Here is a 25,724-nt window from a genome sequence, read left to right as displayed (position 1 = left end):
ATTTTTTTCGGGTTTATTTTAAAAAAAGACTATTATTTTATAGAAAAACTGAAAAAATCTTAAAAGAATTTTTCAGTTTTCATGTTTTTTTGTCAAACCTGTTTACTTTTGCTTAGTTATTCATAGTCAAACGTTTTAAATTATTTGAAGAATGTCAACATTAAGGTTTCATGCTATTAAAGAATCACTTGCTTATAAGGCTATTTTAGTTGAGGAAAAAGAACGTCGATCCGATTTATTTGGTAAAAACGTATTTAACGAAAATACCATGCGCCAATACCTAACAAAAGATGCTTTTGTGGGTGTTGCTAATGCCATACAGTTTGGAAAAAAAATAGACAGAAATATAGCTGGACAAGTAGCGTCTTCTATGAAAGATTGGGCATTATCAAAGGGTGTAACACATTATACACATTGGTTTCAGCCGTTAACAGGGTCTACTGCAGAAAAACACGATGCTTTTTTTGAAACTATAGGACATGGAATGGCTATCGAAAAATTTGGAGGAAGCCAATTAGTACAACAAGAGCCAGATGCATCAAGTTTTCCTCATGGAGGAATAAGAAACACTTTTGAAGCTAGAGGTTATACCGCTTGGGATCCCACATCACCAGCTTTTATATATGAAACCACTTTGTGTATTCCAACCATATTTGTGGCATATACAGGAGAGGCATTAGATTATAAAACACCATTATTAAGAGCTTTACACGCTGTTGATGATGCAGCAACAGCAGTTTGTAAATATTTTGATAAAAACGTAAAAAAAGTAACGTCCTCTTTAGGTTGGGAGCAAGAATACTTTTTAGTAGATAAAATGTTGGCAGCTAGCCGTCCAGATATCACATTAACAGGGCGTACTTTGTTAGGACATTCCTCAGCCAAAGGACAACAATTAGATGATCATTATTTTGGTTCGATTCCAAACCGAGCATTAAATTTTATGCGCGATTTAGAAACTGAATGTATGCTTTTAGGGATTCCTGTAAAAACTAGACATAATGAAGTGGCTCCCAATCAGTTTGAATTAGCACCCATTTATGAAGAAGCTAATTTAGCAGTTGATCATAATTCGCTGTTAATGGATATTATGGGGCGCGTAGCATCTCGTCATAATTTTAAAGTTTTATTACATGAAAAACCATTTGCTGGTGTAAATGGCTCAGGAAAGCATAATAACTGGTCGCTTTCAACCGATACTGGTGTGAATTTATTGTCACCAGGTAAAACCCCTATGAGTAACCTACAATTTTTAACATTTTTTATAAATACGATTAAGGCGGTGCATACGCATGAAGCACTTTTAAGAGCAGCTATTGCTTCAGCAAGCAACGATCATAGGCTAGGGGCAAACGAAGCGCCACCAGCAATAATATCTGTATTTATTGGTGAGCAATTAACTAAGGTTTTAGAAGAGCTAGAAGGTGTTACCAAGGGAAAATTATCGCCTCAAGAAAAAACAGAATTAAAACTTAATGTTGTTGGTAAGATACCAGATGTTTTATTGGACAATACCGATAGAAATAGAACATCGCCTTTTGCATTTACTGGAAATAAATTTGAATTTAGAGCTGTTGGTTCAACAGCTAATTGTGGAAATCCTATGGCGGTTTTAAATACCATTGTAGCCAAGCAATTAAAAGATTTTAAAGTTGAGGTTGATGCTTTAATTGGTAAAAAAGATTTAAAGAAGGATGAGGCAGTTTTTAATGTTTTAAGAGAGTATATTAAATCTACTAAATCTATTTTGTTTGAAGGTAATGGTTATGGCGAAGCTTGGGAAAAAGAAGCTAAAAAGCGAGGTTTAAGCAATAATAAAACCACTCCCGAAGCTTTAAAAGCTAGAATTTCAAAAGAAAGTATTGCGTTATTCGAAGAAATGAACGTAATGAGTAAAATTGAAACCGAAGCACGCTACGAAATAGAAATTGAAGCCTACATCATGCATATTCAAATAGAGAGTCGAGTATTGGGTGATATTGCGCGTAATCATATTGTGCCTACTGCTGTAAAGTATCAAAATATTCTAATCGAAAACGTAAAAGGTTTAAAAGAGATTTTTGAAGAGAAATACAACAGTGTTTCTAAAGAGCAAATTAATTTAATCGAAGAGATTTCAAATCATATCGAGGGTATAAATGCTAATGTCACTAAAATGATTGGTGCTCGAAAAAAAGCAAATAACATTGAAGATATTGAAAAAAAGGCACACGCCTATTGCAATAACGTTAAATCATTGTTTGATGATATTCGTTACCATTGCGATAAATTAGAGTTGTTGGTTGATGACGAAATCTGGCCTCTAACAAAATACAGAGAATTGTTATTTACAAGGTAATGTTTTTATTTTGGCGTTACAAAGGGTCGGGCTTTATGTTACAAGTCTTCGTTCGTGCCTTACTATAGGCTTTCCCCTGCAATCCTTAACGCGGGCGTGTTTGCTAGCTTAGGGTTTTAACTAAAAATAAATTATTTTTGGAGCGGTTCGTTTAACGTTCACTGTGTATGACGTAGTAAGTGGTGTTGCAACGACATTTCGAGAAATAGTCGTCCTGTCAAGTGTGGAGATATGAATCAAAAGTCTTAAAAATATCATACCTTTGTAATAAAAACCTACTTAACTTAGGTCTGTTAAATATTTTACTATAAATCAGATATCATTTCATGGAGTTGAATGTTTTTTACGCAGTGTTCTATACAATAACACTATTCCTTTTGCTGTTTTATGCTACTTTCTTGTTGGTAACCAATAAACATAAGGAACTTCGATATTTTTTTTTAGCTTTTTTTCTTGGTTCGTTCGCATTTAGCTATTTAAACAACGTTACATTTAGTTTTTGGAAATTCTTCTTTGATAATTTCCCTCATATGTATTACTTCGGAATTTCTTTTGAATTACTCACTGGTCCTTTTTTATACCTTTACATCAGATCAATTACTGAAGCTCGTTTTAAATTTAAATCATGGATGATAGTGCATTTTATTCCTTTTGCCTTTCACTTCATATATTTTACTATTAAGTTTCATAGCAAATCGGTAGAAGAAAAAAGATATTTAATCACTACGCAAACGGCTTTTGATTTAAATGAAAAAATATTTTCACTTATCTTTAATCACCTTCATTTTATAATTTATATTTCCTTAATACTTGTATTAATAATAAAATATAATAGAAGACTAAAACAAGAATTTTCTTCACTAAAAAGGATTAGTTTAAGGTGGATGTTATTCATAGGAAGTGGTCTTATTATTAACTGGGCTTTTCACTTTTTAAACAGCTATTTATGGGTTACTAATCCAAACCTACCAATATTACAAATAATGGATTTCAGACCTTTTTTAATTGGTTCTGGTTTTATATTTGCTTGTGTAATAATTTATAAAAACCTTAAGCAACCTGCAGTAAAATTTGTTAGTGAAAGAGCCGAAACACAGCCCACACTTATTGAAATAGAAGCTGGGTTTCAAATTTTGGAAAAAATAAAATCCTACATGCAAGATAAAAAGCCTTATTTAGACCCCAATTTCAATTTAAGTGAATTAGCCATTAGTGTTGGTTACAAACCACATATAGTCTCTAAAGTATTGAATAAATGTCAAAAACAAAACTTTCACAATTTCATCAACGAATATAGAGTGAATGAATGTCAGCAGATGCTAGCTTCTACAGCTTATCTTGAGAAAAACATTACTCAAATCATGTTTATGTCTGGATTTAACACAAAATCCGTTTTCAATACTATGTTTAAAAAAATGTCGGGTAAAACACCAAGAGCATATCGACAAGCATTTCTTCAACAAAGCTATAAATCTCCCGAGCCCACAATGTCATCTTCTAGCAAGATGTAAGTATCAATTCCGTGACTTCTTAAAAAGAGTATTCAAATAATTATCTCTATCTATAGAACAAATTCAACACAAGATTTAGCTGTTTTTTTAGAGCTTAGCTCAGATTATTCATAGGAATCTTGAAAAGTTTACCAAACATAATAAATGGGTAAGTATGGAGATTCAATAAATAGGGTTTATTGTGTTTTCTAAAGTGATTGATGCGTGTTGTAAATTTTCCATTCGTTCTTTTAGAACATAGAAAATTGCTGTTATTTTTCAACTTATCAACAAGCATGTTATACATGCATTTTCCAAGAATACAGGAAGAACTCATTCTTCTCTACCTTATTGTTAATGTCAAATATTGGCGAGCTAATCTGAAATAAAATAAAATTTTGAAAAAAGTTCGAGTATCTAATATTCGGTCGATTTGTACGCTAAAGATTTGAATATTTGTCCAAACAAATCAAATTTGAACAAAAATGAAAACATTAAAAAAAACAAAAATGAAAACATTTAAAACAACGTATTTTCTTATCGTATTTGGAGCCATTATTGCTACCTCGTTTATCTTAGGTTGCGCTAGTGGAAACGAAACCGAGATTATAATGGAAGAAAATGAGGAAAATGAAGAAAATGAGGAAAAAGTAATTAAGCCAGTAACTGAATGGGAATTTACAACTGGAGGACCAATTTGGGGTTCTTCAACTACAAAAAATAATATAACCTATTTCGGTAGTACAGATGGTAAAGTTTATGCACTGGATTCAAAGACAGGAGCTAAAAAGTGGGAATATAAGACAAATGGACCCATTCATGGCAATGTGTCTGTATATGATAACTATCTATACATTGCTTCAGATGATGGTAACTTATATAAACTAAGCACTGCTAGTGGTATTGAAATATGGAAAGCAAATATTAATGAAGAAGAAGCTGATATAAGATACGCTCCAGCGGATAATTCTCCAAATAATTTCCGTTGGGATTATAGAGGTTCTTCACCTACTGAGCTAGATGGAGTAGTGTATATAGGAAGTGCTGATAATAATTTATACGCTTTAAATGCTGCTAACGGAAGCAAGAGATGGCATTTTAAAACTAATGGAATTATTCGTTCAAAACCTATTATTGCTGACCAATATGTTGTTTTTGGTAGCTTTGATGGTTATATCTATGCAATCGATAAAGATAGCGGTACTGAACTCTGGAAGTTTAAAACTGGGGGGGCAGTTACACCTAGCGTTGCCATCTATAATAACAAGGTTTTTATAGGTAGTAGAGATAAAAATCTTTACAGCCTAAGCCTTAGTACTGGCGAAGTTTCATGGAAAATACCTTACGAAAACGGATCTTGGGTAGAATCAGGGGCAACCATTTATAATGACACGCTTTATATTGGTTCTTCTTTTCTTGCTAAAAATTTTGCTATTAATCCAGGAACAGGTGTAATATACTGGAGTATAGATGCTGGAGGTGCGGCATATGCTACTCCAAAACTTACCGAGGAAGGATATTATAGCGGTGCCGTAGGTTTAGAAAATACGAATTCTGGGGACTTTAAGGGGGGCGTTGCCAGGTATGACAGGCTTACAGGTGATTTAGTTTGGAGATTTAAGTTTAGTGTCGTGCCAGGTCTTTATGATCATGGAGTTTCTTCAACGGTAGAGGTCATTGATGAGCTTGTACTCTTTGGTGCATTGGATGGTACATTTTATGCCCTTAAGGAGGTAGAGGAGTAACTTTTAAAATACTGTAGTGTGGGCAAATTGTAATATGTCACAGTCAATATGACTAGTTGTGTTTTAATTTATTATGTAAACCAACATGGATGTTGCTATAATGTTAATAGAATAAATTGTGATTAGCAATGCAAACCCTACTATTGTTAGATTCTTATTATAACTTTAAAAGGATAAACCAAATCAGAGATTTTGTTTATCCTTTTTTGATTCCATAGAACTAATCTTAAATATGGCGAAATTTTTAGAAAGTAGAACCACCATGATTTGAATACAGAATGTTTTCAGGAGCCTAGCTTATTGTAAAACTAGGGCGGTTGAAAATTTTTACAAAGTTAAGTAGAAGAATCTAGAGTAATTGTTTAATTCCTAATTGGTTAAAAACCCGTTAATAAAACCCTTTTCATAATTAAATTAAAGCCTCTTAATTTTTAAAATATTCCTTTTCTTTGCAACTCAATATATTATCATGAGTCAAGAAATTTCAAAACGATACGCACAACGTGGTGTGTCTGCATCAAAAGAAGATGTGCACAATGCTATTAAGAATATAGATAAAGGATTGTTTCCTAAAGCATTCTGTAAAATAGTCCCAGATTATTTAACTAATGACGATGATTATTGCTTGATTATGCATGCAGATGGTGCAGGAACAAAATCATCTTTAGCCTATATGTATTGGAAAGAAACTGGAGATGTTTCTGTTTGGAAAGGTATAGCTCAAGATGCTCTAATCATGAATATTGACGATTTATTATGTGTTGGTGCCACAGATAATATTATGCTGTCTTCTACCATTGGAAGAAATAAAAACTTAATTACAGGAGAAGTGCTTTCTGCAATTATAAATGGAACGGAGGAACTTCTTGAAGATTTAAAATCTTTCGGTGTAACCATACATTCAACTGGTGGCGAAACTGCCGATGTTGGCGATTTAGTTAGAACCATTATAGTAGATTCTACAGTAACAGCTAGAATGAAACGAACAGATGTTATTGATAATGCAAATATTAAAGCTGGCGATGTAATTGTAGGTTTAGAAAGTTTTGGTCAAGCTAATTACGAAAAACAATATAATGGCGGCATGGGAAGTAACGGGTTAACTTCTGCACGCCACGATGTGTTTAGTAAATATTTGGCTGAAAAATATCCTGAGAGTTTTGATGCTTCTGTACCTGAAGACTTAGTGTATTCTGGAAGTGTAAAACTAACTGACAATGTTGAAAACTCACCTATTGATGCTGGTAAATTAGTATTGTCTCCAACACGTACTTATGCACCAATAATCAAAAAAATTCTATCAGAATATAATAGTGATACCATCCACGGCATGGTACATTGTTCTGGAGGTGCACAAACAAAAATTCTTCATTTTGTTGATGAGTTTCATATTATAAAAGATAATATGTTTCCTATTCCGCCGCTTTTTAAATTGATACAAGAGCAATCAAAAACAAATTGGAAAGAAATGTACCAAGTATTTAACTGCGGACATAGAATGGAGCTTTATGTATCTCCTGAAGTTGCAGAAAATATTATTGAAATCTCAAAATCTTTCAATGTTGATGCTAAAGTTATTGGTAGAGTTGAAGCTTCAAAAACAAAAAAACTTACAATAAAATCGGAGTTTGGAGAGTTTAGTTATTAATTACATAAATTCTCATTCATTTGGTATAGTTTTTGAGGATTAAGATAATTTAAAAATAATCTAACATAACCATGAAGTATTTACTATTATTTATAGTTTCCCTCTGCTTTCAATTCTTAAATGCTCAACCCGATTCTCTTTACATAAAAGAAAAGAAACAAAAGTATACAGGCCCAGAATGGGTTCAGGAAAACAAAGCATCATTTGATTTAAGTGAAGTCGCTTTTGTAAACTGGAATTCTGGTGGTAGTAATTCTATTTCTGGTTTATTGGGTTTAAAATCAAAGCTTAATTATAAAGACAAGTTTTTTGTTTGGAAGAATAATGTAGAAGTTAGGTATGGTGTAAATAAGCAAGAAGCTAGAGAACTCAGAAAAACCGATGATTTATTTGAGATAAACTCTAATATAGGTTATAAGCCTGATAGTTTATCTAGTTGGTTTTATTCTGCAAGACTTAACTTAAGAACACAATTAACTAACGGGTATAATTACCCAAATAGAGATGAACCTATTTCTAGATTATTTGCTCCAGGTTATTTGTTTTTTGGTGGTGGTATGGAATACGGGAAAAACATAGATAAGTTATCTTTTTATTTCTCACCATTAACGTTAAAAGCAACATTTGTTTTAGATGAAGATCTTGCTAATGCAGGCTCATTTGGTGTTACCCCAGCAGTTCTAGATTCCGATGGAAATGTTATAGTTCCTGGCGAACAAATTAGAAGCGAAGTAGGTGTTTTAGTTACCAATAGCTATGAAATGGAAGTAGTTGAAAACATTAATATAAAAAACCAGGTCAGTTTATATTCAGATTACGTAAATAACTTTGGAAATCTAGATTTAGACTGGAGAATAGATTTTGACTTTAAAGTGAATTCTTTCGTTAGGGCTACTTTGGGTTCGCATTTACGGTATGATGACGATGTTAAAACGCAAATACCATCAGAGATTGAAGGTGAGTTTGATGAATCTGGAGCCAAAGTGCAATGGAAACAGTTTTTAGGCGTAGGGGTAGCTGTAGATTTCTAAAAAATAATACCATCTATTTGTTTAAAATATTTGTTAACTTTTTAATGTTGATAAATATTTATTTACCTTATTATCAGTATGTTAGTTGTTTTTATTGGTGAACTTCATGATATTTATCATGTTTTAAGTTGGGCATTTATAGTTTATTTACATATTGTTAATAATCTATTAAACTTAAAATTTTCCTTCACTAATGGACACAAAAACTGCCCAAAAACCTCCCCAAACGTACACTTCAGAAGATGCTTTTAATGCTTCTTTGAAATATTTTAACAACGATGATTTAGCCGCGCGTGTCTGGTTAAATAAATACGCCCTTAAAGATTCTGAGGGAAATATTTATGAGTTAACACCTAACGATATGCATAAGCGTATTGCTAAAGAACTTGCAAGTGTTGAAGAAAAATATGCAAATCCTTTATCTGAAGATGATATTTTTAATCTAATTAAAGACTTTAAGTATATAGTTCCGCAAGGAAGTCCAATGGCTGGTATTGGAAATCCGTTTCAAATAGCTTCATTGTCTAATTGTTTTGTTATTGGAAATGATGGAAATTCGGATTCCTATGGTGGTATCATGAAAATAGATCAAGAGCAAGTACAGTTAATGAAGCGTCGTGGTGGTGTTGGTCATGATTTATCTCATATTCGTCCAAAAGGCTCGGCTGTAAAAAACTCGGCATTAACCTCAACTGGTATTGTACCATTTATGGAGCGTTACTCTAATTCTACAAGAGAAGTTGCTCAAGATGGAAGGCGCGGGGCACTTATGTTGTCGGTCTCTGTTAATCATCCAGATTCAGAAGATTTTATTAACGCTAAATTAGAACAAGGAAAAGTTACAGGGGCAAATGTATCGGTTAGAATTGATGATGGCTTTATGAAGGCTGTAAAAAATAACTCTGATTACATTCAAAAGTATCCAATATTCAGTGATAACCCAAAAGTATCCAAATCAATAAAAGCCAATGTGCTTTGGAAAAAAATAGTACATAACGCCTGGAAATCTGCAGAGCCAGGAATTTTGTTTTGGGATACTATTATAAATGAATCTGTTCCAGATTGTTATGCAGATTTGGGTTACAAAACAGTATCTACAAATCCCTGTGGAGAAATACCGCTATGTCCTTATGATTCTTGTCGATTATTAGCTATTAATTTGTTTTCGTATGTGGAAAATCCTTTTACAAAACAAGCTAGTTTCAACTTTAACTTGTTTAAAAAGCACGTTGCAGTTGCACAACGTATTATGGATGATATTATAGATTTAGAGCTTATTAAAATAGATAGTATCATTAAAAAAATAGATGCCGATCCAGAGTTGGATGAAATAAAAGCAACAGAGCGTAACTTATGGGTTAATATTAAGCATAAAGCCGAAGAAGGACGTAGAACCGGTGTCGGTATAACTGCCGAAGGTGATATGTTAGCTGCCTTGGGTATTCAATATGGAAGCGAAAAAGGGAATGCTTTTTCTTTAGAGGTGCACAAGACTATTGCTATTGAAGCTTATCGTGCTTCCGTCCATTTGGCTAAAGAGCGTGGAGCCTTTTCAATTTTTGATGCAGAACGAGAAAAACACAATCCTTTTATTAAGCGTTTGAAAGAAACAGATAGTAAGTTGTATTACGAGATGTTAGAGCATGGTAGACGAAATATTGCATTATTGACCATTGCACCAACAGGAACCACGAGTTTAATGACTCAAACTACTTCTGGAATTGAACCTGTATTTATGCCTGTTTATAAGCGTAGAAGAAAAGTTAATCCCAATGATAAGGATGCACGGGTAGATTTTGTTGATGAGGTTGGAGATTCTTGGGAAGAGTACGTTGTATTTCATCATCGTTTTAAACAATGGATGGAAGTTAATGGTATTGATAGCGCTAAGAATTTTTCGCAAAACGAAATAGATGAGTTGATTAAAAAATCACCGTATTATAAGGCAACATCTAATGATGTTGATTGGTTAAGTAAAGTAAGTATGCAAGGAGCTATTCAAAAATGGGTAGACCATTCTATAAGCGTAACAATTAATCTTCCAAATAACGTTACTGAAGATTTAGTTGGGGATTTATACTTAAAAGCTTGGGAAGTTGGTTGTAAAGGCGTTACAGTTTATAGAGATGGTTCACGTTCTGGGGTTTTAATTTCTAACGATGATAATAAAGAAGAAAAAAATAAGGATATACTAACGGCATTTCCAATAAAACGACCTCAAGTTTTAGAAGCTGATGTGGTTCGCTTTCAAAATAATAAAGAAAAGTGGATTGCATTTATTGGGTTAATTGATGATAAACCATATGAAGTATTTACAGGTCTTGTTGATGATGAAGACGGTATTTTAATTCCGCGTTGGGTAAATAAAGGGCTAATCATTAAAAATAGAAATGAAGACGGTACTTCTCGATACGATTTTCAATATAAGAATACAAGAGGGTATAAAACAACTATTGAAGGATTGTCACATAAATTTAATCCAGAGTTTTGGAATTACGCTAAACTGTTTTCTAGTACACTACGCCACGGCATGCCAATAGATAAGATTGTAGATTTAATTAATAGTTTACAATTGGATAGTGAGTCTATAAATACATGGAAAAATGGTGTTGTACGCGCTTTAAAACGTTACGTGGCCGATGGAACTAAGGTAAAAGGACAAACATGCGATAACTGTAAATCTGAAAATTTAATATACCAAGAGGGCTGCCTAACATGTAAAGATTGCGGTTCCTCTAAGTGTGGTTAATAATAAGTTAGTTGGTTATAAAAGGAAGTCAATTGGCTTCCTTTTGTTTTTTATTAAATTTAAATAAATTCTTTTAAAATTAATAAAAAAGGAATGCTTATAATTAAATCCATTAGAAATAAAAGTGAAAATAATTTTGCTGTAGATACTCCCAAACCCTTATAGAGTCTTAATACCCTTTTAGCTCGAGTTTCATTTAAAATATGCCATAATAAAAAAAACAAAAACAATTTCGATATCATTATCATAACAACTTCAAATCTTAAAAAAGAAAAGAACATATTTACAACCAAAGACCATATTATAAAAGGTCTATAAAATATTAATATGGATATTAGTTGTTGCATAAGTATCTATAATAACGCTGTTTGTTAAAGAATATTTTTTATTTAGCCAATAACGGTAGTGTGTAATCATTGAAAATTCATAAATTATCGTATTTTTGATTCCCAATTAAAAAGGCAGATGTTAGAGAAATTACAAATAGTAAAACAGCGTTTTGATGAGGTTAGTGATTTAATTATCCAACCAGATATTATTACTGATCAAAAGCGGTACGTTGCATTAAATAGAGAATATAAAGACTTGCGAATTCTTATGGATAAGCGAGAATTATATTTAGAATTGACTAATAATTTAGCTGAAGCCGAAGAGATTATTTCAGATGGAAGTGATGCAGAAATGGTTGAAATGGCTAAAATGCAATATGACGAGGCTAAAGAAGGTATTCCTAAATTAGAAGAGGAAATAAAAATGCTTTTAATACCAAAAGACCCTGAAGATTCTAAAAATGCTGTTGTAGAATTACGTGCAGGAACTGGAGGAGACGAAGCTAGTATTTTTGCAGGCGATTTATTTAGAATGTACACTAAATACTGTGAAAGTAAAGGTTGGAAGGTTGATACTGTCGATTTTAGTGAAGGAACTAATGGAGGCTTTAAAGAAATTCAGTTTGAAGTTACTGGTAATGATGTTTACGGAACGTTAAAGTTTGAAGCCGGCGTGCATCGTGTACAACGAGTACCTCAAACAGAAACACAAGGGCGTGTGCATACAAGTGCGGCAACCGTTATGGTATTTCCTGAAGCCGAAGAGTTTGATGTAGAAATAAATCCAAAAGATGTTAGAATTGATTTTTTCTGTTCTTCTGGTCCAGGAGGTCAGTCTGTAAATACTACATATTCAGCTGTTAGATTAACGCATGTTCCAACAGGATTGGTTGCACAATGTCAAGACCAAAAGTCTCAACATAAAAATAAAGAGAAGGCCTTTAAAGTGCTGCGTTCGCGTTTATACGATTTAGAGTTAGCTAAAAAGATGGAGGAAGATGCTGCTCTACGCGGTACTATGGTAACAAGCGGTGATAGAAGTGCTAAAATTAGAACATATAACTATTCGCAAGGTCGTGTTACAGATCATAGAATAGGGTTAACACTTTATGATTTATCAAACATAGTAAATGGAGATATTCAAAAAATTATAGATGAATTACAACTAGCTGACAATACGGAAAAGTTAAAGGCTAATACTGATGTAATCTAAAATAAACTACGTGACAACAAACCAACTTGTTAAGCAAATCAAAAAGAAGAACTCCTTTCTATGTATTGGGTTAGACGTTGATTTAAATAAAATACCAAAACATCTTTTAAAAGAAGAAGATCCTATTTTTTCTTTTAATAAATCGATTATTGATGCAACACATCATTTATGTGTTGCATACAAGCCTAACACGGCGTTTTACGAAGCCTATGGTATTAAAGGGTGGCAAGCTCTTGAAAAAACGATTAACTATTTAAACGAAAACCATCCAGAAATTTTTACAATTGCTGATGCTAAGCGTGGAGATATTGGTAATACAAGTACCATGTATGCTAAAGCCTTTTTTGAAGATTTAGCTTTCGATTCTGTTACTGTTGCACCTTATATGGGGAAAGATTCTGTAGAACCTTTTTTAGCTTTTGAAAATAAGCACACTATTCTTTTAGCTTTAACATCAAACCAAGGAGCTTTTGATTTTCAAACACAAGACATTGATGGTAAAGAAGTTTACAAACATGTTTTAGAAACTTCAAAATCTTGGAAGTATTCTGAAAATTTAATGTATGTTGTCGGCGCTACTAAAGCAGAGTATTTGGTAGATATTAGAAAAATAATACCTAATAGTTTTTTATTAGTTCCTGGTGTTGGCGCTCAAGGCGGAAATTTACAAGACGTTTGTAAATACGGAATGAGTGAGAATGTTGGGTTATTGATAAACTCTTCGCGAGGTATTATTTATGCTTCTAACGATGATGACTTTGGTGAAGCTGCAGCTAAAAAAGCTGAAGAACTTCAAAAAGAGATGGAAGTTATTTTGAGTTAATTGAAATTCTGATACTATGCAGAATTTTAAAGATCAACTGAACAGAAGTATTGATTTAAAAGAAACTCCAAAGAGAATCATTTCATTAGTCCCAAGTCAAACCGAATTACTTTGTGATTTAGGTTTAGAATCCTATTTAGTTGGTGTTACAAAGTTCTGCGTGCATCCGCATCATATTAAAACTAATGTTGCAGTTGTTGGAGGCACAAAACAAATTCATCTTGAAAAAATAAAAGCACTTAAACCAGATATTATTCTTTGTAATAAGGAAGAAAACACAAGAGATATAGTAGGACTTTGCGAACAAATCTGTGCTGTTCATATATCTGATATTTATAATATTGAAGATAGCTTAGAACTAATTCATCAGTACGGTGAAATCTTTAATTGTAAAGAAAAAGTCTTATCATTAATAAATGATATTGAAACCGAATTAAATAGCTTCAACACCTTTATTGAAAACAAACCGACATTAAAAGTCGCCTATTTTATTTGGAGAAATCCATGGATGGTAGCAGGAAATAATACATTTATAAATTATTTACTTCTATTAAATAAACTCCAAAATGTATATGAGAACAAAGAACGATATCCAGAAATTGAACTAGCAAATTCTGAAGAATCTAAAAATATAGATTTGGTAATGCTTTCTTCTGAACCTTTTCCGTTCAAAGAAACACATAAAAAAGGGTTACAAGAATTTTACCCCAATGCAACTATAATATTAGCTGATGGTGAAATGTTTTCTTGGTATGGCTCTAGATTAACAAAAGCGTTTGTTTACTTTAAAACGCTCCGTTTAAATCTTCAGAATAATCAACTTTAGTAGTATCATCTACAAAGTTTGCTATTCTTCTTTCAAACTCTTTTAAACTAATTGACTGATTTAGGTTGGCTTTAATTTTTCCAACTCTACAAAATTGTGTGTTCATGTTACGTTCTTTTTATATATATAAAGTACGTGTAAATGAGAGTTTTAGATGTAATGAAGATGTTAAAGAATTATTAAATAAACCTAAATGTTAGTTTGAAGTTGTTCTCTCTGAAGATATTCCAACCTATTTAACTTGTTAAGTAACTTAATAGCTCTATATTCTGAAATATCACTCAAAGCAGAATCTGTTTGTCTAAGGTTATAAGCTTGCTCTACTAAAAGCTTATACTTTGTATAAAGTTTGGCTTGTTGGATTTTAATATCTGCTTTTCTGTTCATGATGGTTTGATAAACAAGTATTTAAATATACATTTTTTATCAATAAGTTTTAAAAACCAACTAATTTTTTTAATAACATTTATTGTTTTTTTTGAACCTATAAATTCAAGAAACATTTATAAATATTAAAATAACACAATAGATTGTATAAAAAAACCGAATAAAAAATATTCGATTTTTAAGCAATCTTATTATGTGTTAAAGCTAATCTTGTAAAGCAAAAACCTTTCTAAGTAAGTCTGTTGTTCTAGAAGATATTTTTGTTCTAATATCCTTTTCTTCAACAGCAATCATTGTATATACACCTTTTAGAGCTTCGCCAGTAACATAATCAGTCAAATCTGGGTTTACATTTTTGGTAAATGGAATTGTATTATATTTATTTATTAAATTATTCCAAATTTTATTTGCGCCCACTTTGCTAAATGAGTTTTTAATAACGGGATTAAATTTAGCATAAAGTGCTTCTTGAGTTTTTGAAGTTAAATATTGAGTGGCTGCATCATTGTTTCCTAAAAGAATGTTTTTTGCATCATTAAAAGTAATGCCTTTAACGGCATCAATAAATATAGGTGTCGCTTCTTTTACAGCATCTTCAGCAGCTCTATTTAGTACTTTTAAACCTTCATCTGCTAAATTACTTAATCCAATATCGCGTAATGCTTTATCAACTTTACTAAGCTCTTCGGGTAATAAAATCTTTACTAATTCATTTTTAAAAAAACCATCGGTTTGCGTAAGTTTCGTTACTTGTTTGTCTATGCCAAGGTCTAACGCCTCTCTTAAACCAGAGCCTATTTCTGCATTGCCAAGAGTTCCGCCTTGCGGTAATTGATTAACGACTTGTTGTAATTCGGCACATGATGTCAAGTTAAATATTAAAAAAATTGCTAAAAATTTACGTATCATAGTTTTGGGATTTATATTTAAGCAAATATAAATTTTAGTATTAAACAATGTTGGTTTAAAACTATATTTATTAAAATACTATTTTAGCACAATGTTTGTTATATATTTAATGATATTGAAAATATGGCAAAGTTTAAGTATAGATAAAAATGAAATTTAATAAAATTACGCTCTGGTTATTATGTTTTTTTAGTTCGACATTTATTTTCGGACAGATAAATATTTCTGAACAAATTCAACCTTCATCTCTAGCAAAGCAAGATAATAATGCACTTTATTTTGTCGATTTTTGGGCTACTTGGTGCGGTCCGTGTATTCATGTCTCAAAATATCTAGAATCACTTCAAGAACAATTCCCAAATAATTTTTATGTACTATCACTAACAAAAGAAGGGCCAGATATAGTAAAGCGATTTATGTTAAAACATAAAATGAAACTAGCAGTTGCCATAGATTATGATGGTGAGACTTTTAATAATAATAATGTTAGAAGTTTACCTTATGGTATTTTATATAATGCTTATGGCGAAGAACTTTGGAAAGGGCATCCTGCAGATTTAAAAGGTTATCAAATAGGTGGTTTTTTAAATACTAATAAACACAGTATTCCAGTTTCTAAAATGTTTAAGATTAATGCTTATGAAAAGGTTGAGGTTGTTGAAGAAGAAGAGCAAGAAAACGAACTTGAAATAGTTGATTTAAATTTTGTTGAAGAAAGTAGCGATTTAAGAGTTAGTATGCATAAATCTTATTTAGAACTTAAAGGCGATTTAAAGTCAATTTTAGCATATACTTTAAATAGTCATAAAAACCAAATCAATATTCCAGAAGATTTAAATAAGTCTTATGAAATGCGGTTTAAGTTAGATTCACGCGCTTATTATGAAAAAACTAAGATGATTTTAAAGAAATTGCGATTGAAGAAAAGTGAGGCCGAATTGGAAGGCGAAGTATTGGTGTTTGATATTAAAGAACCACGTTTTTGGGGTGATGACGAAATTGACTGGGGACCAGATACACCAAAATTTTTAATAGGTGATTCTGAAATAAAAGCTGATGGTGTTAGTTTGGAAGAAGTAAAATATAAGTTAATTAATTTGTTAAATGTACCTATTATTATGTACCACGACAATATTGATTTAAATCTTACACACGATTGGGATATACATTATAAATATTTTGATTTAATGGTATCTGGAATGTGGGATAGTTATGGTATAGATGTTGCAAAAAAGAATACGAAATACCCTCAATATGTAATTTCTAAGCGAGGTTTTTTTTAGAGTAACATTTATCTTGTCTTCACTTACTTTTATTTATACGGTTGTGCCATAATTATAAGGTTTTTTCTTGATTTTTTAATTTTATAGAAAGTATTTCATGTATTACTAAACAATTTTATTTCTGCTAGACCTAGTGAATGCAACTCTAAAAGATTATAACAACCTCTGTTTACTTTAACTCTTTTCTAAAAGAAGGCATGTGTAGGTGTTATAATTATTTGTGAATATATTATCCTAATTAAGGAATAGCCGTATAAATTAAGGGGTCTAATTTCTTTAAAAGAAAATAGGAAATGTAAAAAAGCCTGTGAAATTAATTTCACAGGCTTTAGTTATTTTAAGCCATCTATAAAATAGATAGTTTAATATTTATAAATACTAGTTGTTTAAAACTCTAAACTCAGTTCTTCTGTTTTTCTGGTGTTGGTTCTCAGAACACTCTACTCCATTAGAACAACGGTTTACTAATCTAGTTTCTCCAAATCCTCTACCAGATAAACGGCTTCTTGAGATTCCTTTAGATACTAAATAGTTTACAACAGAGTTAGCACGTTGTTGTGATAAAGACATGTTGAAATCGTCGTTACCTCTTGAATCTGTATGAGACATTAACTCAATATTTACAGGCTTGCTGTTTAATAATGGTAATAAAGTTTCATCTATAATTTTCTTAGAAGCAGGAGTGATACGTGCGCTACCTAACTCATAAAAGATTGGTAAAACGTTAGCATCAAATAATCCACAATCAACTTCTTCCCAAGTAGTAATTCCACCTTTTTTAGCTAAAACAGTTCTAGTAACAGTTTGAGATTTAGCAGGAACAGTTACGCTTCTTGTAGTAGCAGAAGTTGCTAAAACTTGACGCTTAATTGTAGAGTACTGCGCAGGAACATCAATTTGATCCATACGTGCAGGAGTTTTTACAACTTGCTTAGTATAAGTTGCATTTTTCTCATTAACAGGAGTATTACTTACAGTAGCATCTTTAGCTAAAGTAGTAAAAGATACATCTCTGTATTGTGCTGGATAACCAACAAAACATGCTACCATACAATCTTCTTTGTTTGGAGAATCACAAGCAGTTTCTTTGTATTCCCATCCTGAAGTTGCAGGGTAAGTTTCAAAAGTTCTTGAGTTTGTTCCAAAAGTTGCAGGAATGATGTTTAAATCACTTCTTCCTTCTTTTTTTACGTAAGGTACTTCAACAGTTTCATATACTGCAGGTACATAAACTAATTTTTTAGAAGCTTCTTTAACTAACACACGTTCTTCAACAGTTTTGTAAGTTGCAGGTACTACTTCTAATCTTGTGTATGCAGGATAAACTTCGATAGTTTCTTGAACATCTTTGAATTCGTCCTTAGTAATACACTTTACATAACACTTCCCAGGTTCTGGGCTTGAGGGTAAGTTTTGAGCTTGAGCAAAACCTAAGCCTAATAAAAAAGTTAGGCATAAAAATAAATTTGTTTTCATAAAAATTAAAATTTAGTTAATGGTTAATATTTCCACATGAGTTTAGACACATGAATTTTTAAGAAGTCACAAAAATAATGAATATTAACATTTGTTAAGCAATAAAAGCTGTTTTTTCTTATTTTTTTTTAACATTTCGTTAAGAAAAAATAACTGTCTTATTATTGAAAACCATAACTTTTCTATTTGCATGAAGCTTAATGGCATTAGCCAGAACAATTTTTTCTAAATCTCGCCCTTTTGAAATTAAGTCAGATATTGAATGAGCGTGAGTGACTCTTGTAACATCTTGTTCTATAATTGGACCAGCATCCAATTCTTCTGTTACATAATGGCTTGTAGCTCCAATAATTTTAACACCTCGCTTATATGCAGAGTGGTAGGGTTTAGCGCCTACAAAAGCAGGTAAAAAAGAGTGATGAATATTGATTATTTTATTTGGGTACCTACTAATCAGTTTAGAAGAAACTATTTGCATATACCTTGCAAGTACAATAAAATCAATATTATTTTTTTCTAATAATTCTAATTGTTTGTCTTCAGCCTCTTGTTTTGTGTCCTTTGTAACAGGAATATGATAAAAGGGTATTTTAAAATTATCAGCAATCGGTTTTAAATCTATATGATTAGAAATTATAAAAGGAATTTCCAAATTTAACTCACCAGAATTATACCGCCCTAGTAAATCATATAAGCAATGATCATATTTAGAAATGAATAATGCCATTTTCGGTTTCTTTTCAGAAGAATAAATACGCCATTTCATTTCAAATTTGTCCGCTAAATCATTTTTAAAAACAGATTTAAATTCATTTGTTGAAAAAGATTCTGATGTAAACTCACTTTCAAGACGCATAAAAAAGATGTCTTGTTCTCTATCAACATGCTGATCTATATAAACAATATTACCACCATTTTTAGCAATAAAATTGGTGACAGATGCAATTATATTCGGTCTGTCTTTGCAATGGATTAAAATAGTAATCTTATTCATAAATAAATTTTTATCTCGGGCTAAAATTAGTTTAAAAATGACACAGACTAGAATATTGAAACAAAATTTATATAATTTTCTGTTAACAGTTGATTTTTTTGAATATTTCGTAAATTGCGATACCAAAATTCAATAATCTTTACGAATGAACCAACAAGTGCCGTACAAACCAAAACACAAAGTAAGAATAGTAACTGCAGCGTCGCTTTTTGACGGTCATGATGCATCTATTAATATTATGCGTCGTATTATTCAAGCAACAGGTGTAGAGGTGATTCATTTAGGTCATGATAGAAGTGTTGAAGAAGTTGTAAATACTGCAATTCAAGAGGATGTGAATGCCATTTGCTTGACTTCATACCAAGGAGGACATAATGAGTATTTTAAATATATGTATGATTTACTGAAAGAAAGAGGTTCTGAGCATATAAAAATATTCGGCGGCGGAGGTGGTGTAATATTGCCTTCTGAAATAAAAAAAATGATGGATTATGGGATTTCTCGAATTTATTCTCCTGATGATGGTAGGGAAATGGGGTTGCAAGGCATGATTAATGATTTGGTTCAACAATCGGATTTTGCAATTGGTGATAAGTTGAATATTGAATTAAAAAATTTAAATAATAAAAACCCGAAAGAAATTGCTCGAATAATATCTTCGGCTGAAAACTTTCCAGAGGTTGCAAAGCGCACTATAGAAGATATTTATTTAAAAAATAAAAACTCTAAAATTCCTGTGCTTGGAATTACGGGAACTGGTGGAGCAGGAAAATCTAGTTTGGTGGATGAGTTGGTAAGACGGTTTTTAATAGATTTTCCTAAAAAAACTGTTGGAATTATTTCTGTTGATCCTTCAAAACGGAAAACTGGTGGTGCTTTATTAGGAGATAGAATTAGAATGAATTCTATAAACAACTCAAGGGTTTACATGCGAAGTTTGGCAACACGCCAATCTAATTTAGCATTATCAAAACACGTTAATGAAGCCGTTGAAGTTTTAAAAGCTGCTGAATACGATTTGATTATTCTGGAAACTTCTGGGATAGGGCAAAGTGATACTGAAATAATAGAACATTCAGATGTTTCTTTATATGTTATGACACCAGAATTTGGAGCTGCTACTCAGTTAGAAAAAATTGATATGCTTGATTTTGCTGATTTGGTAGCTATAAATAAATTTGATAAAAGAGGGGCTTTGGATGCTTTGCGTGATGTAAAAAAGCAATACATGCGTAATAATAACCTGTGGAATGTTGCTCAAGAAGATTTACCAGTATTCGGGACTATTGCGTCTCAATTTAATGACCCAGGAATGAATACGCTGTATAAAGCAGTTATGGATAAGTTGGTTGAAAAGGCCGATTCAGATTTTAAGTCTACGTTCACTATTTCAAATGTAATGAGTGAAAAGATTTTTGTTATTCCACCCTCCAGAACACGATATTTATCTGAAATTGCAGAGAATAATCGTGCTTATGATATAAAAGCTGATGAACAAGTTGAAGTTGCTCAAAAGCTTTATGGTATTTATAAAACATTAGAGTCAGTTGTTGGTAATTCTCCAAAATTAGACAAGTCAGGAATTGATTTTGAATCTACTGAGTCTTCAAAAAACAAAAATTTTATTAGGCTACTTACAGCAGAATTTGATAGAGTGAAACTCGATTTAGATACTTATAATTGGGAAGTCATTACAGGTTGGAGTGAAAAAGTAAACAAATACAAGAATCCTATTTATTCATTCAAAGTAAGAGATAATGAAATAAAAATAGAGACACATACTGAGTCCCTATCTCACACCCAAATTCCAAAAGTGGCATTGCCTAAATATCAAGCTTGGGGAGATATTTTAAAGTGGTGTTTACAAGAAAATGTTCCAGGCGAATTCCCATTTACTTCTGGGTTATATCCATTTAAAAGAACAGGTGAAGATCCAGCACGAATGTTTGCTGGTGAAGGTGGGCCAGAACGTACTAATAAGCGCTTTCATTATGTAAGTGCAGGTTTGCCGGCAAAGCGATTATCTACTGCTTTTGACAGCGTTACACTTTACGGAAACGATCCAGATTATCGTCCAGATATTTATGGAAAAATCGGTAATGCAGGTGTTTCGATTTGTTGTTTAGACGATGCGAAAAAACTGTATTCAGGTTTTAATTTAGCGGATGATATGACTTCTGTGAGTATGACTATAAACGGTCCAGCTCCCATGCTTCTTGGGTTTTTCATGAATGCTGCCATTGACCAACAATGCGAAATTTATATAAAAGAAAATAGATTAGAAAAAGAAGTAGAAGCTAAAATAGCTAACCTTTACAAAGGTAATGAACGTCCAAAATATAATGGAGATTTACCAGAAAGTAATAATGGTTTAGGACTCATGTTATTAGGTGTTACTGGAAACCAAGTTTTACCTGAAGCTATTTATCAAGATATTAAAACAAAAACGATAGCTCAAGTAAGAGGTACGGTGCAAGCAGATATTTTAAAAGAAGATCAGGCCCAAAACACCTGTATTTTCTCAACAGAATTTGCATTGCGTTTAATGGGTGATGTTCAAGAATATTTCATAGAAAATAATGTTCGTAATTTTTATTCAGTATCTATTTCAGGATACCATATAGCAGAGGCTGGCGCAAACCCAATCACACAATTGGCGTTGACTCTAACCAATGGTTTTACTTACGTTGAATATTATTTGAGTAGAGGTATGGACATCAATAAATTTGGACCTAACTTGTCTTTCTTCTTTTCAAATGGTATTGATCCAGAATATGCAGTAATAGGACGCGTAGCTCGTAAAATTTGGTCAAAAGCAATGAAGCATAAATATGGTGCCAATGCAAGAGCACAAATGTTAAAGTATCATATACAAACGTCTGGTAGAAGTTTACATGCTCAAGAAATTGATTTTAATGATATAAGAACTACGTTGCAAGCGTTGTACGCAATCTACGATAATTGCAACTCGCTTCACACTAATGCTTATGACGAAGCTATAACAACACCTACCGAGGAATCTGTAAGACGTGCTATGGCTATTCAGCTTATTATAAATAAAGAGTTAGGGTTAGCTAAAAATGAAAACCCAATTCAAGGCTCATTCATTATTGAAGAGCTAACAGATTTAGTTGAAGAAGCTGTTTTATTAGAGTTTGATAGAATTACAGAACGAGGTGGAGTTTTAGGGGCTATGGAAACCATGTATCAGCGTTCAAAAATTCAAGAAGAAAGCTTGTATTACGAAACATTGAAACATAATGGTAAGTTTCCAATTATAGGAGTTAATACATTTTTAAGCAGTAAAGGTTCACCAACAGTTTTACCTGCCGAAGTTATTAGAGCTACTGAGGAAGAAAAAGAATTTCAAATTAAAACGTTAGAAAACCTTCATAAGGCAAATGATTCTGAAGCCATGTTGAAAGCACTTCAACTAAAAGCTGTAAATAATGAAAACATATTTGAAGCATTAATGGATGTATGTAAAGTTTGCTCATTAGGTCAAATTACTAATGCTTTGTTTGAAGTAGGAGGGCAGTATAGACGGAATATGTAATTTATTACGCAACCATTCTTTATTTTTAGCATCTAAAAGGTAACTTATAAAGTTGTCAAATCATGAAAAAACTCGCCATAATTCTATTTGCTTTATTTTTAGTCAGTTGCACTTCAGACGAAGGTAAACCAACAGAAGAAACTGGCCTTATTGGAAAATGGAAACTCATCGAACAGCTTGCAGATCCTGGAGATGGAAGTGGCACGTTTCAGCCAATTGAAAGTAATAGAATGATTGAATTCTTGAGCGATGGTACAGTTGAAATAAACGGCGTTTTATGTTTTATGATGTCTGAGGTTGGTGATAAAGAAACGGGGTCATATATGATAACAAGTGATGATAGAGCTGATACTATTTATGACGGTGAAATAATTCCAAACACCTGTAGCTCACGTTCTGCGAAGGTTTATTTTGATTTGTCACTAAGCGGAAACTTAATTTTGTGGTATCAATGTATTGAAGGGTGCGCACAAAAATTCAAGAAAATTTAAAGCCTAAAAAAGCAGGTAACTAGAACTATTTAATGTTGGTTTGAGCACAGTCAAAACCTATTTATAACGTTAGCATCCAAGAACTTTGAAGCTTCTTAAATTTCTTTAATTCACTTCTAAGAATAGGTAAAAAGTCTTTACCGTTACTATTTGATTTTTCTAAGCGGTATGCATTTTTATAAAGCTTATTTGTTAATCGCTTAAGAGAGGCCACATGTTTATGCTTTCTATTTGTGTAACGCTCCAATTCAGCATTCATAATTTCAGGAACTAATGATACAGATTGTTGAATAATATCTCCAGAAAAATAAATATCATTATCTTCAGAACCATCTGTTTTTAAGCTAGATAGGTCGTGATTCATGTATATGGATATGTTTTGAGATAAGGCAAAAATTTCTAATGCCTTTTGATAAACAGGTAAATCCGATAGATTTAGTGGGGTATTGTGTAACATAATCTTATTCTAATAGCATTTTTATCAAAATTACTCACAAGAAATGAAATTCAACTTTAGTTTTTAAAGTAAAAACGTATATTTGCTTTAGATTTTAATTATTATAAGTTAATTTCCTTTTAAATGATTGTAGATTCAATTAACGATAAGATCTTAAGGTGTTTACAACAAAACGCAAGATTATCTAATGCCGAAATTGGAAGGCAAGTTGGTATAAGTTCGCCTGCTGTTTCAGAGCGTATTAAAAAGATGGAGGATTTAGGAATTATTGAAGGTTATAAAACTATCGTATCGCCTTTTGAAATTGGATACCAGTTAAAAGCAATCATAACATTAAGAGCCTTTATGGGGAAACTAAAACCATTTTTAGAAAAGGTAAAAACCTATGATGAAGTTATTAATTGTTACCGAATTACTGGTGATGAAAACATAGTTATGGAAGTGGTTCTAAAAAATCAAAAACATCTTGAATCTTTTATAGATCAGTTAATTAGTTACGGGGAGTCAAAAACTCAAATCGTTTTATCAAGAGTGGTAAAACAGAAAGAAGTAATTCCTATAAAATAATATTTAACGTGAGTTCGACCTTACAATGGTTTTAACCACTAAAAACCAGTAAAATATATTTTTGTTTGTATCGAACTCACGTTATTTAAATTGACTATTTATAGCCTACTTAACTTTTAGTACGTAAATGAATTTTCAATATAAATAATAAAAGCACACAGAAGCCACCAATAATTGTTATCATGTACCAGGTATTATCAAACCCCCAATCATCAACCATTTGCATACCTGCTTTATGACCAAATATATGTGCCATAGAAAAAGCAATGGAATATAGCGCCATATATTCACCTTGATTTCCTTTTTTTGCCCGTTCCATTGCAAAAGCATTCGAAAAAGGAAAAGCTACCATTTCACCAATAGTCATTAAAAACATACCAATTATTAATATTCCAGACCAAGTTGTAATATTTAATATAATGAAACTTGATGCTGTTAAAACAGCTCCAGATAGCATAAGTTCAGTTTTTGAAAACCTACTATTTTCTAACCATTTAATTAGCGGCATTTCTAACAAGAAAATAATAAACCCATTAGCTCCCAATAATAATCCTATATCCAATTCGGATAAAACATGTGCTTCTCTATAATATATTGGCATTGTAGAGAAGTATTGTAAAAATATAACTCCAAACAAAAACATGGCTACCAAGAAGATGATAAAAGCTTTGTCTTTATATGCTGAGTCAGGATTTGTAACCACCACTTCATCTAATACTTTAGATTTTTTAGGGTTTAAAACCATAATTAAAACTAAGGTGGCAAGAATACATGTTATGCCATCAACCCAAAATAAACCGCCATAACCTAAAGTTGTAATAATAATTCCTCCAACAGCGGGTCCTGCAGAAAAGCCTAAATTTATTGCCAATCTAATAAGTGTAACGCTACGTGTTTTGTTTTCTGGTTTGCTATAGGCGCTTAGTGCAACAAACATAGCAGGACGAAACATATCTGCAACTAGCATTACCAAAAATATACCAAAACAAAAAGCGTAAAATGTATTTAAAAATTGTAGAGCTATAAAAAGTACTCCTGTGCTAACAAGGCTTCTAACCATAACTTTATAGTAACCAATTGTATCAGTTAATTTGCCACCAAGCCAAGACCCAGCAACAGAGCCAAGTCCAAAACACATCATAATGGTGCCAACGTTACCCAATGTAAATTGTAAATCTTCGGTTAAATACAAAGATAAAAAAGGAATTACCATAGTACCAGCCCTGTTTATAAGCGTAATTAAGGCCAGCCACCATACTTCTTTTGATAGTCCTTTAAATGTGTTTAGATAATTATGGTAAAGTGTTTTCATGAGTTCTAGTAATTTTGGTTGTTAGTCATTCCTCCTCGGGCAGGAATATAAATTGGTCAATGTTGTGCATTCTTGGTTTCGCTAAAGAGGCCCTAAGGGG

Annotated in this window: 20 protein-coding genes; 13 read left to right on the top strand and 7 right to left on the bottom strand. The window is 32.1% G+C overall.

Annotated features, from left to right (window positions below; genetic code table 11):
• Positions 1–151: 151 nt before the first annotated feature.
• From Q0870_RS02730 to Q0870_RS02690, 9 genes are all read left to right on the top strand, one after another.
• Positions 152–2,338, top strand: a complete 2,187-nt coding sequence (locus Q0870_RS02730; protein WP_298550846.1) for a glutamine synthetase III — start codon at positions 152–154, stop codon at positions 2,336–2,338.
• A gap of 884 nt (positions 2,339–3,222) precedes the next feature.
• On the top strand, positions 3,223–3,849 hold the full coding sequence (locus Q0870_RS02725; RefSeq protein WP_298550845.1) for an AraC family transcriptional regulator: 627 nt from the start codon (positions 3,223–3,225) through the stop codon (positions 3,847–3,849).
• 488 nt (positions 3,850–4,337) lie between these two features.
• Positions 4,338–5,573, top strand: coding sequence for a PQQ-binding-like beta-propeller repeat protein (locus Q0870_RS02720; RefSeq protein ID WP_298550844.1), 1,236 nt, complete (start codon positions 4,338–4,340; stop codon positions 5,571–5,573).
• A gap of 469 nt (positions 5,574–6,042) precedes the next feature.
• Positions 6,043–7,221 carry an AIR synthase related protein gene (locus Q0870_RS02715; RefSeq protein WP_298550842.1) on the top strand — a complete coding sequence of 393 codons (1,179 nt, stop codon included), beginning with the start codon at positions 6,043–6,045 and terminating at the stop codon, positions 7,219–7,221.
• A gap of 71 nt (positions 7,222–7,292) precedes the next feature.
• Positions 7,293–8,252, top strand: a complete 960-nt coding sequence (locus Q0870_RS02710) for a DUF3078 domain-containing protein (protein WP_298550840.1) — start codon at positions 7,293–7,295, stop codon at positions 8,250–8,252.
• Positions 8,253–8,445: 193 nt separating this feature from the next.
• Entirely contained in the window at positions 8,446–11,001 is a 2,556-nt protein-coding gene (locus tag Q0870_RS02705; protein WP_298550839.1) for an adenosylcobalamin-dependent ribonucleoside-diphosphate reductase, read from the top strand.
• Between the two features lie 465 nt (positions 11,002–11,466).
• Positions 11,467–12,543, top strand: a complete 1,077-nt coding sequence (gene prfA, locus Q0870_RS02700) for a peptide chain release factor 1 (RefSeq protein WP_298550837.1) — start codon at positions 11,467–11,469, stop codon at positions 12,541–12,543.
• A 10-nt stretch (positions 12,544–12,553) separates the two neighbouring features.
• The gene (pyrF, locus tag Q0870_RS02695; RefSeq protein WP_298550836.1) at positions 12,554–13,366 is read left to right on the top strand and encodes an orotidine-5'-phosphate decarboxylase; all 813 of its coding nucleotides are present in this window, start codon (positions 12,554–12,556) and stop codon (positions 13,364–13,366) included.
• 16 nt (positions 13,367–13,382) lie between these two features.
• The gene (locus Q0870_RS02690) at positions 13,383–14,192 is read left to right on the top strand and encodes a helical backbone metal receptor (RefSeq protein WP_298550834.1); all 810 of its coding nucleotides are present in this window, start codon (positions 13,383–13,385) and stop codon (positions 14,190–14,192) included.
• Here Q0870_RS02690 and Q0870_RS02685 read toward each other — a convergent pair.
• From Q0870_RS02685 to Q0870_RS02675, 3 genes are all read right to left on the bottom strand, one after another.
• Entirely contained in the window at positions 14,152–14,298 is a 147-nt protein-coding gene (locus Q0870_RS02685) for a hypothetical protein (protein WP_298550832.1), read from the bottom strand. The two genes, Q0870_RS02690 and Q0870_RS02685, sit on opposite strands and share 41 nt — an antisense overlap.
• An 83-nt stretch (positions 14,299–14,381) precedes the next feature.
• A complete protein-coding gene (locus Q0870_RS02680; protein WP_298550830.1) occupies positions 14,382–14,579 on the bottom strand; it encodes a Lacal_2735 family protein in 198 nt (65 codons plus the stop codon).
• A 204-nt stretch (positions 14,580–14,783) separates the two neighbouring features.
• Entirely contained in the window at positions 14,784–15,488 is a 705-nt protein-coding gene (locus Q0870_RS02675; protein WP_298550828.1) for a DUF4197 domain-containing protein, read from the bottom strand.
• Between the two features lie 149 nt (positions 15,489–15,637).
• Here Q0870_RS02675 and Q0870_RS02670 point away from each other — a divergent pair, with 149 nt between their 5' ends.
• Positions 15,638–16,771, top strand: coding sequence for a TlpA disulfide reductase family protein (locus Q0870_RS02670; protein ID WP_298550827.1), 1,134 nt, complete (start codon positions 15,638–15,640; stop codon positions 16,769–16,771).
• 378 nt (positions 16,772–17,149) lie between these two features.
• Here the strand turns inward: Q0870_RS02670 and Q0870_RS02665 are convergent, their stop codons facing one another.
• Together Q0870_RS02665 and purU are read right to left on the bottom strand one after the other, a co-directional pair.
• Complete coding sequence (locus tag Q0870_RS02665; RefSeq protein ID WP_298550826.1) at positions 17,150–18,247, bottom strand: OmpA family protein; 1,098 nt, start codon at positions 18,245–18,247, stop codon at positions 17,150–17,152.
• A 139-nt stretch (positions 18,248–18,386) separates the two neighbouring features.
• The gene (purU, locus tag Q0870_RS02660) at positions 18,387–19,241 is read right to left on the bottom strand and encodes a formyltetrahydrofolate deformylase (protein ID WP_298550825.1); all 855 of its coding nucleotides are present in this window, start codon (positions 19,239–19,241) and stop codon (positions 18,387–18,389) included.
• A gap of 145 nt (positions 19,242–19,386) precedes the next feature.
• Here purU and Q0870_RS02655 point away from each other — a divergent pair, with 145 nt between their 5' ends.
• A complete protein-coding gene (locus Q0870_RS02655; protein ID WP_298550824.1) occupies positions 19,387–22,797 on the top strand; it encodes a methylmalonyl-CoA mutase family protein in 3,411 nt (1,136 codons plus the stop codon).
• Positions 22,798–22,859: 62 nt separating this feature from the next.
• The gene (locus tag Q0870_RS02650) at positions 22,860–23,288 is read left to right on the top strand and encodes a hypothetical protein (RefSeq protein ID WP_298550823.1); all 429 of its coding nucleotides are present in this window, start codon (positions 22,860–22,862) and stop codon (positions 23,286–23,288) included.
• A 61-nt stretch (positions 23,289–23,349) separates the two neighbouring features.
• Here the strand turns inward: Q0870_RS02650 and Q0870_RS02645 are convergent, their stop codons facing one another.
• Positions 23,350–23,745: a hypothetical protein gene (locus Q0870_RS02645; protein WP_298550822.1), complete on the bottom strand. Its 396-nt coding sequence runs from the start codon at positions 23,743–23,745 to the stop codon at positions 23,350–23,352.
• 123 nt (positions 23,746–23,868) lie between these two features.
• On the opposite strand from Q0870_RS02645, the gene Q0870_RS02640 reads away from it, so the two are divergent.
• Positions 23,869–24,312 carry an Lrp/AsnC family transcriptional regulator gene (locus tag Q0870_RS02640; RefSeq protein WP_298550821.1) on the top strand — a complete coding sequence of 148 codons (444 nt, stop codon included), beginning with the start codon at positions 23,869–23,871 and terminating at the stop codon, positions 24,310–24,312.
• Between the two features lie 109 nt (positions 24,313–24,421).
• On the opposite strand, the gene Q0870_RS02635 is transcribed toward Q0870_RS02640, so the two are convergent.
• Positions 24,422–25,624 carry an MFS transporter gene (locus Q0870_RS02635; protein WP_298550820.1) on the bottom strand — a complete coding sequence of 401 codons (1,203 nt, stop codon included), beginning with the start codon at positions 25,622–25,624 and terminating at the stop codon, positions 24,422–24,424.
• Positions 25,625–25,724 lie beyond the last annotated feature (100 nt).

The sequence above is a fragment of the uncultured Algibacter sp. genome (assembly GCF_947487575.1).
GTDB lineage: Bacteria > Bacteroidota > Bacteroidia > Flavobacteriales > Flavobacteriaceae > Algibacter_B.
This window is presented reverse-complemented; position numbering and strand designations above follow the sequence as displayed.